The sequence below is a fragment of the Conyzicola sp. genome, assembly GCF_057073975.1.
The window spans coordinates 1-14349 of sequence record NZ_JBXMIS010000100.1; the positions used below are offsets into that span (position 1 = coordinate 1).

The window sequence follows — 14349 nt, forward strand, 5'->3', positions numbered from 1 at the left end:
ACCTCTGTCACGGTCCCTTTTTTTTTGCGGCCTTCCTTTCTCTCCGCCGGCAACAAATGTAACGACGCGGGAACAATGAGCGGAAATTACTTGGGAGCGCTCCCACGACGCGGCAGGATATGGACTGCCCCCGGAGCAACTGGCGTGGCTCAGTTACTTACGACGAGGTGAGATGGCCGCGACTTCCCCGCGGGTCGGCACAGCCGCCAGCCGCACGCAGGCCTTCTGGCGCACTCGACTGTCCATCCGGCGGGCGCGAACGCAGTGGCAGCTGCTGACGGTCGTCACCGCGATCGCGATCCTGGCATCCACCCTCATCGCCTCGCTGACCCTCCTGGTCTCTGCGACAGAGCTGGGGGCGGCGCGCGGTGCCATGTCCGAAGCGTCGACAGCAGACCTGCGCGTGCTGCTCCTGAGGCCGCAGCAGCCCGTCGACGAGCCACGGGAGCGCGCTGTCGAGGCGCTCGAGACGGTGCTTGGCGACGCAGCATCCTCGACCAGCACCTCGATGGCGCTCACCAAGCTGTACTGGGTAACGGGTGCCGACGACGTCAACCGCCTCGTGTACCTCGGCGACCTCGAGCGCGTACGCGACAATGCAGAGATCGTGGCGGGAGCCTGGCCTGCTGCCGGGTCGACCGCCGAGGTTGCCATCCCGGAGGACGGCGCTGCGGCCCTCGCGCTCGGCGTCGGCGACACCCTCTCGACGGTCGACTCGCGGTCCATCCCCGGGCTCGACCTCACCATCACCGGGCTGTATCGCGTCGAGGAGCCAGACCCGACCTTCTGGGGCAGCGACCGTCTCGACGGCGCAGGGCACGATCCCGAGTTCGTCGTTCCAGGAACAGGCGGCTCTGTCGTCACCGATGCGGTCGGCCCGCTGATCGTCGCCCCTGGCGCTCTGGATGCGGCGCAGGTGCCCATCGACCGCTTCGTCGTGCGCCTCACCCCGGAGTTCTCCGACGTCACCGTGGACTCCCTCGACAGCCTGGCCGTGCGACTGACCACTGCGCCGAAGGACGCGCCGGCCGCGATCGGCGAGGTGGCAGAGGGCGTCGACTACATCAGCACCCTCGACCCGGTCGTGAGCAGTGTGACCTCGGCCATGGCCGTCACGCGAAGCACCGTCGTAGCGGTGAGCCTTCTGCTGCTCGTGCTTGCGATCTCTGCCCTCGCCCAAGCGGCCCGACTGCTGACCGAGGCACGAGCGGGGGAGCGCCACCTCATGCGCGCGCGAGGCTCGTCGAGCTCCCAGATCCTCGGGCTCGCGGTTGTCGAGGCGACGCTCATCGCTGCTCTCGCCGCCGGCGTGAGCCCACTGCTGGCTCGCGGTGCCTACGCCGTCGTCGCCGGGCAGCCGGCCATGGTCGCCTCCGGAATGGCTCCCGACTCGGGGCTGCCACCCCATGTGTGGCTGGTCGCACTCATCACTGCCGCCCTCTTCGGGCTCGTGCTCGTGGCGCCACTGGTTCGGCGCGAAGGCTCGTTCCACGAGGGCGAGCAGGGCAATGCGCGACAGCAGCGGTTCTCTGGCATCCAGCGCTCCGGCGTCGATGTCGCCCTCATCGTGCTGGCGGGGGTCGCCTACTGGCAGCTGCTGTCCTACGAGAGCGCGCCAGGGGTCTCTGCGTTCGGCGTCGACCCCGTGCTTGCTGCGGGACCCGTGCTCATCCTGCTCGCCGGATCGCTCATCGCGGTACGGCTGGTTCCCACGGTGGCGAAGCTCACCGAGCGCATCGCAGAGCGCAGCCGCGGCGCGGTCGTGTCGCTCGCCGCCTGGGAGGTGGGTCGACGCGCTCAGCGGGCGACCGCCGCCATCCTGCTGCTCACCCTCGCTCTCGCCGTCGGAACGTTCAGCCTCGCCTTTCTGTCGACCTGGCGACAGTCGCAGGTCGACCAGGCGGCGTTCGCCCTGGGTGCACCCATGCGCATCACCGCCGACTACGGAGACCCCGCGGTGCCGCACGATGCCGAACCGGTGATTCGACTAGAGGGAGTCGTCGGAGGCGAAGGCGCGTTCAACGGTGCCTTCGGTGATCCGAGCGGCGACCCGGCGACCATCGTCGCGCTCACGCAGGACGCGCGGGACATGCTCGCGCGAGGCCGACTCGCCGAGAGCGGTGGCACCGAGGTCGCGACGCGGCTGGATCCGCCCAACGCGCTCGAGCAGGTCATCGAGCTGCCGGAGCGCACGACGGGACTCTCGGCCACCGTGCGAGTCGCTCCGGAGACTCCCATCGACACCCTCGTCGTGCGCATGAGCGTGCTCGTGCAAGACCTCGAGGGTGTGCAGTCGATCATTCCCCTCGGCGACGTCAAGGCCGACGGCAGCGATCAATTCGTGCGAGGGCTCATCCCTGATGGCAAGGGACACAACGACCTCGCCATCGTGGCCTATCAGGCGCAGGCATACATCTCCGATCCGCTGCTGAACGGCCAGAACAGTCGCACGACCATCAAGGTCATGGTCAAGGACCTCGGCGCTCTCGGTATCGCAGTGTCGACCACGCCACTGGAGGAGATCCCGTCGAGACCCGTGGCAGTCGGCAGCATCGACGCATGGCGCGCCTCCGGCGAGGGAATGGACACCACGTCGTTCCCGCGCCCGCTCGAGCAGGATGGCTGGCAGTTCGGTCTCAGGGTCACCGTGCCAGAGCAGCTCGCGTCACGCTCGGCGAGCTACTCCCACACCTCATGGCCAGTGGTCAGCGAAGCCCAGGCGGTGCTGAGCAGCGCGCTGGCAGAGAGCCTGCACGCCGAGCGCGGCGACAGTCTCACCGTGATCACAGACGGCGTCGGAATCCCCATCTACGTCATGGATGTCGTCGACATCATCCCCGGCACCGGAGCTAGCGTCGACTTCGGGCCGCTGGGCGGCGGTCCCTCGAGCACCGACAAGCTTGCCGTTCTCGATCAGGACACCTTCGTTCGCGCCCTCTACCAGGCAGGCCGACCAACCGTCGCGACAGAGTGGTGGGCCGACGTGTCGCCGGGTGAGGCTGACACGTACATCTCCGCCCTCGACGTCTCGCGGCCGACCCTGCACGCCCAGAGTGCAGAGCAGCTCGGCATCGAGATGCAGCAGCACCCCGTGCGCGTGGCGACGCAGGCGGCCCTCTGGCTCGTGATCGCGGGAGCAATCGCGCTTGCCACCGCCGGATTCGCAGTCCATGCGACCGGGTCGCTGCGATCGCGGGCCACCGAGTTCGCCCAGTTGCGTGCTGTCGGCCTCACACGGCAGCGCCTCGTCGGCATCATCGGCATCGAGTCGTTGCTGCTGTGCGTGCTTGGTGCGCTCTTCGGGGTTGGCCTCGGCCTCATCCTCGCCTGGCTCGTCGCCCCGCTCGTCGGTGTCTCCGCAGATGGGTTCAGCCCCATCCCGAGCGTGGAGGTTCACGTGCCAGCTCTCGACGTCCTGGCCATGGTCGGGCTCCTCGGGCTCGTGCTCGCCGTCGTCGTGCTCGTCGCCGCCCGCGTGCAGCGTGTCGCCGAGCCTGCTACGGCACTTCGACAGGGGGAGGAGCGATGACGCGCCCCATTCTCGATCGGCTCCGAACGAGCCGCGCCGGTACAGCACTGGGCGCCAGCGCCCTGGTGGCACAGCGTCGCGCGCGGCACGATCTGCCCCAGCTGGTCACGACCGCATCGCTGGTCGCGGTCACGACCTTCCTCGCCATCGCGGGCCCCGGCATCATGCTCGGCACGCTCGACGAGGGCGCGAGAGACGCGGTGGCACGGGCCGGATCCTCGGCCGATGTCCTCGCGCACTTCGCGGTCGGCGAGCCCCAGCCCGGTGCTGCGAAGGCAACCCCCGACGGTGCGGTGAGCATCGCGGAGCTGATGCCGGACTACCTCCCGCCCGCCATCGCCCGCGTCTTCGACGGGCAGACCCTCAGCGTCATCAGCGGCGAGGTCGCCGTTCGACAGGTCGACGGAACCACCGTGCCAGAGCAGTCGCAGTTCCTCGCGCGCCTCGCCATGCTCACACCGGAGAACACCGAGGGCGTGAGCATCGTCGAGGGCCGGCTGCCCGGTGCGCGGGCTGGTGACAGCAGGGCGCCGATCGAGATCGCTGTGTCGGCGGAGACGGCCGACGCATCCGGCCTCGTCATCGGTTCCGTTATCAACCTCGGAACGCCGCCTACGGCAGAGGAACTAGAGGAGGAGGCGCTCGATCCGTCCAGCGACGACACACCTCGCCCCATCACCGAGTACGAGGTCGTCGGCATCGCCGAGGCGACCACGCCGTTCGCGGCGGAACTCTGGGAGGACACCCCGGAGGTCTGGCAGCCGACGACGCGCGCCACTGTTGCCGGCGCGCCGGAGAAGCTGCACTTCACCGGGCTGGTCTCGCCCGACGGAATCGCGGCGTCGGAGGCCTTCCTCGACTACCCGCTCACGGGAACGGTTCGCCTCCGCGTCGACGCAGAGCAGTTCACCTACGACTTGGCCACCACGGCCGCCAGCGAGGCAAAGGCGCTCGCCTCCAACGGACAGGTGCTTGGCGGCGACTCGCTCGCCGAGGTCAGCGCGCAGGCCGACCTGCACCGCGCGCTCGCCAACTACCCGGCGCAGGCACGCGCAGCACTCGCCCAGATGTCGCTCATGATGGCCGGTGTGCTCGGCATCGCGGCCGTCGTGCTCGTGCTGCTCGCGCGACTCCTCCTCTCCCAGCGAGCGGCCGCCATCGCTCTCGAACGTGCCCGCGGTGCCTCCGTGCTGTCCATCGGCCTTCGGTCGCTGCTGGAGTCTGCCGTCGTCACCGCTGTCGGTGCCGTCGTCGGCATCGGCACCGGTCTCCTCGTCGTGCCGGGCGGTGTGCGTGATGCGCTGCCCGTCACAGCGGTCGGTCTCGTTGCCCTTCTCGCTGGGCCGCTGCTGGCGATGGCACTGGCGAGAGCCATGTGGACGGGCCGGCGGGATCCAGCCAACCGCCGCGACCGACAGCTGATCGCCCGCAAGCGCCGCATGCAGCGCCTCGTGATCGAGGCAGCGGTGATCGCGCTCGCGGCAGCATCCATCGTCTCCATCCGCGGCCGCGGACTGCTGCAGACCCGATCCGAGGGTATCGATCCGCTGCTCGTCGCCGCGCCTCTGCTGCTCGCCATCTCCGTCACGATCATCGTCATCCGCGTCTACCCGTACCCGGTCCGCGCCATCGGCGCCGTGGCCCAGCGCACGAGAGGGGTGCTGGGGCTGCTCGGCTCCGTGCGGGCGCGCTCGGCCATTGCCGCGCTTCCCCTGCTCGCCCTCGCTCTTGGGGCGTCACTCACGATCATGGGCGCGATGCTCGTGGACACCGTGCGAAACGGCCAGGACGAGGCGGCATGGCAGCGCGTCGGCGCCGATACCAGAGTGGATGCAGAGCTCACCCCCGCGCAGGTCGCCGACCTCCGCGAGGCAACCGGCGTCGACATCGTCTCGGCCACGCGCTCGCGCGGCGGCGTTGCGCTCAACCTCGGCACCACGACGACGACCCTCACGGTCATCGGCATCGACGAGAACTACGCCGACCTCGTCGACGCCCTTCCCGACCAGCCCAACTCCGACTCCCTTCGCGGTCTCGCCGAGGCGAGCACCGATGGAAGGCTCGCCATGGTGCTCGACGCCGAGACGGCCGACCAGCTGATTCGCGAGGACATCGCGATGTACTTCGGCCCCGCCTACATCCAGCTCAGCATCGTGGGAACAACGGCGGTCTCCCCTGACGGCTACATCGAGGGCCCATTCGCCTTCGTCGACCGCGATTCGCTGGTGTCGTTCCTGCCAGAGCCGCAGGCGGCAAACCGCTACCTCGTGATGGGCGACGGCGCAGCCGCAGCCGCCACGAACCTCGACCTCGAGGATGGCGCCGTGCTCACCTGGGACGACTGGATCGACGAGCGCCGCAGCTTCGCCCTCGTCGCCGGAGTGGAGGGCGCCATGGTCTTCGCCGTCATCGCGGTTGCCCTGCTCTCCATCGTCGCGCTGGTCGCAACGGTCATCGGCGGAGCCAGGGCCCGCGGGCGCGCGCTGTCGATGCTCCGCACCCTCGGCATGTCGTCGCGGCTCGGCTGGTGGCTCGCCCTCGCGGAGCTCGGTCCGCTCATCCTCGCCGCCATCCTCGGTGGCATCGTGGCAGGCATCGTCGTCATGGTGACACTCACCCCGGCGATCGGGCTCGACGTGCTCGCCGGCGGAACCACCCTGCCGGCGACGAGCCTCTCGCCGATCGTCTTCATCACCCTCGCCATCGCCGGCGTGGTGCTGCTGGCGCTCGGATCCCTCGCCGACGTTCTCGTGCACCGGCGTGACAAGCTCAGCGAAGTACTTCGAGTAGGAGAAACGGTATGACGACAACGGCACCACAGACCACGCGGTCGACGAAGGAGTACGGCGCCGACTCGCTCATCGTCTGCGACAACCTCGTGCGCATCTACCAAGTGGAGCAGATCGAGGTGCAGGCCCTGCAGGGCCTCGACCTCCTTGTCGAGCCCAACGAGATGATCGCCATCATCGGCCAGTCCGGCTCTGGCAAGTCGACCCTGCTCAACGTGCTCTCTGGTCTCGACGTGCCGACGGCCGGCGGCGCGAAGGTCGCCGGGTGGGACCTCCTCCGCATGAATGCCGCCGATCGGCTCGAGTACCGGCGCAGCGTGGTCGGCTTCGTCTGGCAGCAGACGGCCCGCAACCTCCTTCCCTACCTGAGCGCCGCAGAGAACGTCGGACTTCCGATGGCCTTCGCGGGGGTCAAGTCCAAGCAGCGCGCCAGCAGAACGGCCGAGCTGCTCGAGGCGCTCGGCATGGGCGACAAGGCGGCACGCCGCCCCGGAGAGCTCTCTGGCGGAGAGCAGCAGCGCGTTGCCATCGCTGTCGCGCTCGCCAACAAGCCGAAGGTGCTATTCGCCGACGAGCCGACGGGTGAGCTCGACTCCGCCACCGGCGACGACGTCTTCGCCGCCCTCCGCTCAGCGAACACCGACCTCGGGGCCACCGTCGTGATCGTCACGCACGACGCGGCCGTGTCGAGCCAGGTGCAGCGCACCGTCGCGATCCGCGATGGCCGCACCGCCTCGGAGGTCGTGCGCCGCACGGAGGTCGACGAGCACGGAACCTCCGCCGTCGTCGCAGAGGAGTACGCGGTGCTCGACCGCGTCGGACGACTGCAGCTTCCCGCCGAGTACCGCAGCACGCTCGGCCTGCGCGATCGCGTGCGCCTCGAGCTGGAGAACGACCACATCGGCATCTGGGCAGACGGATCGAAGCGCGCAGTCGCCGTGGATGCCGCAGAGGGAGACACGAAATGACCGACGCCCCCGTAGTGCTCGTCGAGCACCTCACCCGCAGCTATGCCTCCTCGGCGGGAGAGGTCGTCGCGGTGCGCGACGTCTCGTTCGAGATCCCGCGGGGTGAGCTCGTCGCCCTTGTCGGTCGCTCCGGCTCCGGCAAGACGACACTGCTCAACTGCCTCGGCGGCCTCGACACTCCGACATTCGGTCGTGTCGTCATCAACGGCACGGATGTCTCCGGCAGTTCTGAGACGAAGCGCACCGAGCTGCGCCGCGACGAGCTTGCCTTCGTGTTCCAGACCTTCGGGCTGGTTCCGATGCTCTCGGCCGCAGAGAACGTCGGGCTGCCGCTGCGCCTTCGCAAGACCGACCCGGTCGTGCGCGACGCTCGCGTCGCGCACCTACTAGAGCTGGTCGGCCTGAGCGCGCACTCTGGACAGCGCCCCTCCGAGCTCTCTGGCGGGCAGCAGCAGCGCGTTGCGATCGCTCGCGCGCTCGCGAACTCCCCGCGGCTGCTCATCGCCGACGAGCCCACCGGACAGCTCGACGCGGAGACGGGCGCAACGATCATGGCCCTCATCCAGTCGGTTGTTCGCAGCGAGGGGATGACCGCGATCATCTCGACGCACGATATGTCGCTGCAGGCGATCGCCGATCGCACGCTCCGGCTTGCCGATGGAGTGCTCATCGCGCAGGAGAAGCGCGGCACCCTCGTCGATGCTCCGTAGATCCGCGGAATTGCGGGGTTTTTAGCTGCGGAACGCTCGGGTACTGCGCGACACGCCGAACGCGACACGCCCGGGTTGCAGCAATGCCGAATCTGAGGCTAAACTCGCCTAGTTCAACATTTCGCGGCCCACGGGCCCGTCGAATCACTCCCATGGCAGTGCATAGTTTCAGAACTAGGCCGCGTGGAGCAGAACTCAAGCTCAATCCTCCTGAAGCGTGACGATTCTTCGTCGTGCTGCCCGGGGAGTGCAGACAACAAACCGTTGATAGATAAACAGTGGTGCGAAGCAACTGTGCTTGTACAAGGACAGGGCTCAGCAGCCAGGCATCCAATAGCCACCTGTGTTCGAAAAGATACAGGGAGCCACGATGCCTTTAAAAGAGAGAGAGCCAGTCATGGCGGGACAGAAGATCCGCATTCGACTTAAGTCGTATGACCACGAGGTCATCGACTCCTCGGCACGCAAGATCGTCGACACGGTGACCCGCGCGGGTGCAACCGTCGTCGGACCGGTGCCCCTTCCTACCGAGAAGAACGTGGTCGTCGTGATCCGTTCTCCTCACAAGTACAAGGACAGCCGCGAGCACTTCGAGAAGCGCACCCACAAGCGTCTCATCGACATCATTGACCCGACGCCGAAGGCTGTCGACTCGCTCATGCGTCTCGACCTGCCCGCCGACGTCAACATCGAGATCAAGCTCTAGGGAGGCGACCGATGGCTAACACCAAGACCACCAAGGGCCTCCTCGGCACCAAGCTGGGCATGACGCAGGTATGGGACGAGAACAACAAGCTCGTTCCCGTCACCGTCGTCGAGATCTCGCCGAACGTCGTGACCCAGCTGCGCACGCCAGAGGTCGACGGCTACAGCGCCGTGCAGATCGCCTACGGCCAGATCGACCCCCGCAAGGCCAACAAGCCTGCGACCGGTCACTTCGACAAGGCGGGCGTCACGCCTCGCCGCCACCTCACCGAGGTGCGCACGTCGGATGCCGCTGACTACAGCCTCGGCCAGGAGATCGCAGTCGACATCTTCGCCGCCGGCCAGCTCGTCGACGTCGTCGGCACGAGCAAGGGCAAGGGCTTCGCCGGTGTCATGAAGCGTCACAACTTCAAGGGCGTCTCGTCGAGCCACGGCTCGCACCGCAACCACCGCAAGCCCGGCTCGATCGGCGCATCCTCGACCCCCAGCCGTGTCTTCAAGGGCATGCGCATGGCGGGCCGCATGGGTGGCGACCGCGTCACCGTGCTCAACCTCAAGGTGCACGCAGTCGACCTCGAGAAGGGCCTGCTGCTCGTCAAGGGTGCCGTTCCCGGCGCCCGTGGCCGCATCGTCTTCGTCCGCAACGCTGTGAAGGGAGCCTGACCATGGCTACCGCCAACACCCTCGACGTCGTAGACACCTCGGGTAAGAAGACCGGTTCGGTCGACCTTCCCGCGGCGATCTTCGACGCGCAGACCAACGTCCCGCTCATCCACCAGGTGGTCGTGGCCCAGCTCGCAGCAGCGCGCCAGGGTACGCACAAGACCAAGAACCGTGGCGAGGTGTCCGGTGCAGGTCGCAAGCCGTTCAAGCAGAAGGGAACCGGTCGCGCTCGTCAGGGCTCGATCCGCGCCCCCCAGCACCGCGGTGGTGGCATCGTGCACGGCCCGACGCCCCGCGACTACTCGCAGCGCACCCCCAAGAAGATGATCGCCGCTGCGCTCCTCGGAGCAATCAGCGACCGCGTCCGCGGTGACCGCCTTCACATCGTCGAGGCATTCGGCGACGGCAAGGTGCCATCGACCAAGGGCGCAGCACAGGTTCTCGCGGGCATCGCCGGCAAGCACGTGCTGATCGTTCTCGACCGCGGCGACGAGCTCGGCGCCAAGAGCGTTCGCAACCTCACGACCGTCCACGTGCTCTGGGCCGACCAGCTCAACGCATACGACGTTCTCCTCAGCGACGACATCGTGTTCACGAAGGCTGCTTTCGAGACCTTCGTGAACAGCAAGACCAAGAAGGAGGCCGGCGAATGACCGTCGCTACCAACAAGGACCCGCGCGACATCATCCTGTCGCCCGTCGTCTCTGAGAAGAGCTACAACCTCATCGACGACGGCAAGTACACGTTCCTGGTTGACCCCCGCGCCAACAAGACCGAGATCAAGCTCGCCATCGAGAAGATCTTCAACGTCAAGGTTGACTCGGTGAACACGCTCAACCGCCAGGGCAAGACCCGTCGCACCAAGTTCGGCATCGGCAAGCGCAAGGACACCAAGCGCGCCATTGTCACGCTCAAGTCCGGCTCGATCGACATCTTCACGGCTGTCGGCTAGGGCTCAGGGAGATAAATCATGGCAATTCGCAAGTACAAGCCCACGACACCAGGTCGTCGCGGTTCGTCCGTCGCCGACTTCGTGGAGATCACGCGCTCGACGCCGGAGAAGTCGCTGCTTCGTCCGCTCCCGAAGACGGGTGGCCGTAACAACGCCGGTCGCATCACGACCCGTCACATCGGTGGTGGCCACAAGCGCCAGTACCGCGTGATCGACTTCAAGCGCACCGACAAAGACGGTGTCAACGCCAAGGTCGCCCACATCGAGTACGACCCCAACCGCACGGCGCGCATTGCGCTCCTGCACTACGTCGACGGCACGAAGCGCTACATCATCGCTCCGAACAAGCTGTCGCAGGGTGACATCATCGAGTCGGGCCCGACCGCCGACATCAAGCCGGGCAACAACCTTCCGCTGAAGAACATCCCGGTCGGTACCGTTATCCACGCGATCGAGCTCCGCCCGGGTGGTGGCGCCAAGCTGGCCCGCTCCGCTGGTGCATCCGTTCGCCTCGTCGCCAAGGACGGCCCGTACGCGCAGCTCCGCCTGCCGTCTGGTGAGATCCGCAACGTCGACGTTCGCAACCGCGCCACGATCGGCGAGGTCGGCAACGCCGAGCAGTCGAACATCAACTGGGGCAAGGCTGGCCGCATGCGGTGGAAGGGCGTTCGCCCAACCGTCCGTGGTGTCGCCATGAACCCGGTCGACCACCCCCACGGTGGTGGTGAGGGCAAGACGTCCGGTGGACGTCACCCCGTTACCCCTTGGGGCCAGAAGGAAGGCCGTACGCGTAAGCGCAACCTTCCCAGCGACAAGCTCATCGTCCGCCGCCGTAACGCCGGCAAGAAGCGCAAGTAGGAGTCAAGAAGATGCCACGCAGTCTGAAGAAGGGCCCCTTCGTCGACGACCACCTGCTCCGCAAGGTCGTCACGGCGAACGAGGCCTCGAACAAGAACGTAATCAAGACCTGGTCACGCCGCTCCATGATCGTTCCGATCATGCTCGGCCACACCATTGCGGTGCACGACGGCCGCAAGCACATCCCGGTGTTCATCACCGAGTCCATGGTCGGTCACAAGCTCGGCGAGTTCTCGCCGACCCGTACCTTCCGCGGACACGAGAAGGACGACAAGAAGGGTCGTCGCCGCTAACGCGGCGGCGAAAGGAGGAACAGAGAAATGGTTGAATCCATCGCTCGCGTGAAGCACATTCGCGTCACCCCCACGAAGGCCCGTCGAGTCGTCAACCTCATCCGTGGAAAGCAGGCAGAAGAGGCTCTCGCGATCCTCAAGTTCGCACCGCAGGGTGCGAGCGAGCCGGTCTACAAGCTCGTTGCGTCGGCTATTGCCAACGCTCGCGTGAAGGCGGATGCGTCCAACAGCTTCCTCGACGAGCAGGACCTGTTCGTCTCCGAGGCATTCGTTGACGAGGGAACGACCCTGAAGCGGTTCCAGCCGCGTGCACAGGGCCGCGCCTTCCAGATTCTCAAGCGCACGAGCCACATCACGATCAAGCTCTCCACACCAGACGAGATCGCGCCGAAGGCTGTATCCACTGCGAAGGCAGGAAAGAAGTAATGGGCCAGAAAGTAAATCCCTACGGTTTCCGTCTCGGAATCACCACCGACCATGTGTCGCGGTGGTTCTCTGACAGCACCAAGGCCGGACAGCGCTACAGCGACTACGTCGCTGAGGACATCAAGATCCGCAACCTGCTCAAGACGAGCCTCGACCGTGCCGGCGTAGCCCGCATCGAGATCGAGCGCACGCGTGACCGGGTTCGTGTCGACATCCACACCGCTCGTCCTGGTATCGTCATCGGCCGCCGTGGAGCAGAGGCCGAGCGCATCCGCGCCGACCTCGAGAAGCTCTCTGGCAAGCAGATCCAGCTCAACATCCTCGAGGTCAAGAACCCTGAGGCTGAGGCGCAGCTCGTCGCCCAGGGCATCGCGGAGCAGCTCAGCGCTCGTGTGGCATTCCGCCGCGCAATGCGCAAGGGCCTTCAGGGTGCACAGCGCGCCGGAGCAAAGGGTGTCCGCATCCAGGTCTCCGGCCGTCTCGGCGGCGCTGAGATGAGCCGCTCCGAGTTCTACCGTGAGGGTCGCGTTCCGCTGCACACGCTGCGCGCGAACATCGACTTCGGCTTCTACGAGGCCAAGACGACCTTCGGTCGCATCGGAGTCAAGGTGTGGATCTACAAGGGCGACATCACCAACAAGGAGCTCGCTCGCGAGCAGGCAAGCCAGAAGTCGACCCGTCCGGAGCGTCGTGACGACCGCGGCGGAGACCGTCGCGACAGCCGCCCTCCGCGTAGCTCTGCTCCCAAGGCAGACGCGCCGGCAGCGGCACCAGCAGGAGTTGAGGCATAACAATGTTGATCCCACGTAAGGTCAAGCACCGCAAGCAGCACCACCCAGGTCGCAGCGGTCACGCCACTGGTGGCACGAAGGTCTCGTTCGGCGAGTTCGGCATCCAGGCAATCACGCCTGCGTATGTCACGAACCGCCAGATCGAGGCAGCTCGTATCGCCATGACCCGCCACATCAAGCGTGGCGGAAAGGTCTGGATCAACATCTACCCAGACCGTCCGCTCACCAAGAAGCCTGCCGAAACCCGCATGGGTTCTGGTAAGGGCTCGCCAGAGTGGTGGATCGCCAACGTCAAGCCGGGTCGCGTGCTCTTCGAGCTCAGCGGTGTCAACGAGACCGTTGCTCGCGAGGCACTCACCCGTGCAATTCACAAGCTGCCCCTCAAGGCACGCATCATCAAGCGCGAGGAGGGCGACGCATAATGGCGATCGGATCCAAGGAGCTAGCTCCTGTCGAACTCGACACATTTGAAGACGAGCGACTCGTCGACGAGCTGAAGAAGGCCAAGGAGGAGCTGTTCAACCTGCGCTTCCAGTCGGCTACCGGACAGCTCGAGAGCCACGGCCGACTTCGCGCCGTCAAGCGCGACATCGCGCGCATCTACACGGTGCTGCGCGAGCGCGAGCTGGGCATTCGTGCCACGCCCGTCGCCGTCGTCGCCGAGGCCAAGCCGGCCAAGAAGACCACGAAGAAGGCAGACGCCGCAGCAGACACTGCAGCGGATGCTGACACTGAGACCACGAAGGAGGCCTAATCATGGCAACGTCAAAGACTGCCGAGAAGGCCACACCCGCCACCGAGGAGGAGACTCGCGGATACCGCAAGTCACGCCGCGGCTACGTCACGAGCGACAAGATGGACAAGACCATCGTCGTCGAGGTTGAGGACCGCGTTAAGCACCCCCTCTACGGCAAGGTCATCCGTCGCACCTCGAAGGTCAAGGCGCACGACGAGGCCAACTCGGCCGGCATCGGCGACCTCGTCCTCATCAGCGAGACCCGTCCGCTCAGCGCCACGAAGCGCTGGCGCCTGGTCGAGATCCTAGAGAAGGCCAAGTAAATGCTTCAGCAGGAATCACGCCTCAAGGTCGCCGACAACACCGGCGCCAAAGAGCTCCTCACCATCCGCGTTCTCGGTGGCTCCGGCCGTCGTTACGCGGGCCTCGGTGACATCATCGTCGCGACCGTCAAGGACGCGATCCCCGGCGGCAACGTCAAGAAGGGCGACGTCGTCAAGGCAGTCGTCGTTCGGGTTCGCAAGCAGACCCGTCGTCCCGACGGCTCGTACATCAAGTTCGACGAGAACGCTGCGGTGATTCTCAAGGCTGATGGCGACCCCCGCGGCACCCGCATCTTCGGACCGGTTGGCCGCGAGCTTCGTGACAAGAAGTTCATGAAGATCATTTCGCTCGCCCCGGAGGTTATTTAGTCATGGCGAACATCAAGAAGGGTGACCTGGTTCAGGTCATCAGCGGCCCCACCGAGGCTCGCGGCGGAAGCCGCGGCAAGCAGGGTCGTGTCATCGAGGTTCTCGCTGACAAGAACCGCGTGATCGTGGAGGGTGTCAACTTCGTCACCAAGCACGTTCGCGTCGGCCAGACCCAGCGCGGCACCAAGACCGGCGGCATCGAGACCCACGAGGCGCCCATCCACGTCTCCAACGTGG

Annotated in this window: 17 protein-coding genes; all 17 read left to right on the forward strand. The window is 66.5% G+C overall.

Translation table 11 applies throughout. The annotated features are described in order from the left end of the window. Positions 1–172: 172 nt before the first annotated feature. On the forward strand, positions 173–3529 hold the full coding sequence (locus tag AC14A7_RS08795) for an ABC transporter permease (RefSeq protein WP_484008204.1): 3357 nt from the start codon (positions 173–175) through the stop codon (positions 3527–3529). Beyond that, complete coding sequence (locus AC14A7_RS08800) at positions 3526–6333, forward strand: hypothetical protein (protein ID WP_484008206.1); 2808 nt, start codon at positions 3526–3528, stop codon at positions 6331–6333. Before AC14A7_RS08795 ends, AC14A7_RS08800 begins: the two co-directional genes overlap by 4 nt. Next, positions 6330–7286 carry an ABC transporter ATP-binding protein gene (locus AC14A7_RS08805; protein WP_484008208.1) on the forward strand — a complete coding sequence of 319 codons (957 nt, stop codon included), beginning with the start codon at positions 6330–6332 and terminating at the stop codon, positions 7284–7286. The genes AC14A7_RS08800 and AC14A7_RS08805 overlap by 4 nt, the downstream gene beginning before the upstream one ends. Then, positions 7283–7996: an ABC transporter ATP-binding protein gene (locus AC14A7_RS08810; protein ID WP_484008210.1), complete on the forward strand. Its 714-nt coding sequence runs from the start codon at positions 7283–7285 to the stop codon at positions 7994–7996. The genes AC14A7_RS08805 and AC14A7_RS08810 overlap by 4 nt, the downstream gene beginning before the upstream one ends. A gap of 397 nt (positions 7997–8393) precedes the next feature. Continuing rightward, on the forward strand, positions 8394–8702 hold the full coding sequence (gene rpsJ, locus AC14A7_RS08815) for a 30S ribosomal protein S10 (RefSeq protein WP_021010896.1): 309 nt from the start codon (positions 8394–8396) through the stop codon (positions 8700–8702). An 11-nt stretch (positions 8703–8713) separates the two neighbouring features. Next, complete coding sequence (rplC, locus tag AC14A7_RS08820; protein WP_484008212.1) at positions 8714–9364, forward strand: 50S ribosomal protein L3; 651 nt, start codon at positions 8714–8716, stop codon at positions 9362–9364. Between the two features lie 2 nt (positions 9365–9366). Next, complete coding sequence (gene rplD / locus AC14A7_RS08825) at positions 9367–10017, forward strand: 50S ribosomal protein L4 (RefSeq protein WP_484008214.1); 651 nt, start codon at positions 9367–9369, stop codon at positions 10015–10017. Then, positions 10014–10316, forward strand: coding sequence for a 50S ribosomal protein L23 (rplW, locus tag AC14A7_RS08830; protein WP_484008215.1), 303 nt, complete (start codon positions 10014–10016; stop codon positions 10314–10316). The genes rplD and rplW overlap by 4 nt, the downstream gene beginning before the upstream one ends. Before the next feature lie 18 nt (positions 10317–10334). Further along, positions 10335–11174, forward strand: coding sequence for a 50S ribosomal protein L2 (rplB, locus tag AC14A7_RS08835; protein ID WP_484008217.1), 840 nt, complete (start codon positions 10335–10337; stop codon positions 11172–11174). 11 nt (positions 11175–11185) lie between these two features. Beyond that, the gene (rpsS, locus tag AC14A7_RS08840) at positions 11186–11467 is read left to right on the forward strand and encodes a 30S ribosomal protein S19 (RefSeq protein WP_484008219.1); all 282 of its coding nucleotides are present in this window, start codon (positions 11186–11188) and stop codon (positions 11465–11467) included. 27 nt (positions 11468–11494) lie between these two features. After that, a complete protein-coding gene (gene rplV, locus AC14A7_RS08845) occupies positions 11495–11893 on the forward strand; it encodes a 50S ribosomal protein L22 (RefSeq protein ID WP_484008221.1) in 399 nt (132 codons plus the stop codon). Then, positions 11893–12684, forward strand: a complete 792-nt coding sequence (rpsC, locus tag AC14A7_RS08850) for a 30S ribosomal protein S3 (RefSeq protein ID WP_484008223.1) — start codon at positions 11893–11895, stop codon at positions 12682–12684. The genes rplV and rpsC overlap by 1 nt, the downstream gene beginning before the upstream one ends. A 2-nt stretch (positions 12685–12686) precedes the next feature. After that, entirely contained in the window at positions 12687–13106 is a 420-nt protein-coding gene (gene rplP, locus AC14A7_RS08855) for a 50S ribosomal protein L16 (RefSeq protein ID WP_484008224.1), read from the forward strand. Continuing rightward, the gene (gene rpmC, locus AC14A7_RS08860) at positions 13106–13438 is read left to right on the forward strand and encodes a 50S ribosomal protein L29 (protein WP_484008226.1); all 333 of its coding nucleotides are present in this window, start codon (positions 13106–13108) and stop codon (positions 13436–13438) included. Before rplP ends, rpmC begins: the two co-directional genes overlap by 1 nt. 2 nt (positions 13439–13440) lie before the next feature. Next, complete coding sequence (rpsQ, locus tag AC14A7_RS08865; RefSeq protein WP_484008228.1) at positions 13441–13743, forward strand: 30S ribosomal protein S17; 303 nt, start codon at positions 13441–13443, stop codon at positions 13741–13743. Continuing rightward, on the forward strand, positions 13744–14112 hold the full coding sequence (rplN, locus tag AC14A7_RS08870; RefSeq protein WP_484008230.1) for a 50S ribosomal protein L14: 369 nt from the start codon (positions 13744–13746) through the stop codon (positions 14110–14112). Positions 14113–14114: 2 nt separating this feature from the next. Next, on the forward strand, positions 14115–14349 hold a 235-nt coding region (rplX, locus tag AC14A7_RS08875), incomplete at its 3' end, for a 50S ribosomal protein L24 (RefSeq protein ID WP_484008232.1).

Bases quoted from the DNA above. Each gene is read 5' to 3' on its own strand.
- AC14A7_RS08795 (WP_484008204.1), top strand. From the start codon at position 173: ATGGCCGCGACTTCCCCGCGGGTCGGCACAGCCGCCAGCCGCACGCAG.
- AC14A7_RS08800 (WP_484008206.1), top strand. From the start codon at position 3,526: ATGACGCGCCCCATTCTCGATCGGCTCCGAACGAGCCGCGCCGGTACA.
- AC14A7_RS08805 (WP_484008208.1), top strand. From the start codon at position 6,330: ATGACGACAACGGCACCACAGACCACGCGGTCGACGAAGGAGTACGGC.
- AC14A7_RS08810 (WP_484008210.1), top strand. From the start codon at position 7,283: ATGACCGACGCCCCCGTAGTGCTCGTCGAGCACCTCACCCGCAGCTAT.
- rpsJ (WP_021010896.1), top strand. From the start codon at position 8,394: ATGGCGGGACAGAAGATCCGCATTCGACTTAAGTCGTATGACCACGAG.
- rplC (WP_484008212.1), top strand. From the start codon at position 8,714: ATGGCTAACACCAAGACCACCAAGGGCCTCCTCGGCACCAAGCTGGGC.
- rplD (WP_484008214.1), top strand. From the start codon at position 9,367: ATGGCTACCGCCAACACCCTCGACGTCGTAGACACCTCGGGTAAGAAG.
- rplW (WP_484008215.1), top strand. From the start codon at position 10,014: ATGACCGTCGCTACCAACAAGGACCCGCGCGACATCATCCTGTCGCCC.
- rplB (WP_484008217.1), top strand. From the start codon at position 10,335: ATGGCAATTCGCAAGTACAAGCCCACGACACCAGGTCGTCGCGGTTCG.
- rpsS (WP_484008219.1), top strand. From the start codon at position 11,186: ATGCCACGCAGTCTGAAGAAGGGCCCCTTCGTCGACGACCACCTGCTC.
- rplV (WP_484008221.1), top strand. From the start codon at position 11,495: ATGGTTGAATCCATCGCTCGCGTGAAGCACATTCGCGTCACCCCCACG.
- rpsC (WP_484008223.1), top strand. From the start codon at position 11,893: ATGGGCCAGAAAGTAAATCCCTACGGTTTCCGTCTCGGAATCACCACC.
- rplP (WP_484008224.1), top strand. From the start codon at position 12,687: ATGTTGATCCCACGTAAGGTCAAGCACCGCAAGCAGCACCACCCAGGT.
- rpmC (WP_484008226.1), top strand. From the start codon at position 13,106: ATGGCGATCGGATCCAAGGAGCTAGCTCCTGTCGAACTCGACACATTT.
- rpsQ (WP_484008228.1), top strand. From the start codon at position 13,441: ATGGCAACGTCAAAGACTGCCGAGAAGGCCACACCCGCCACCGAGGAG.
- rplN (WP_484008230.1), top strand. From the start codon at position 13,744: ATGCTTCAGCAGGAATCACGCCTCAAGGTCGCCGACAACACCGGCGCC.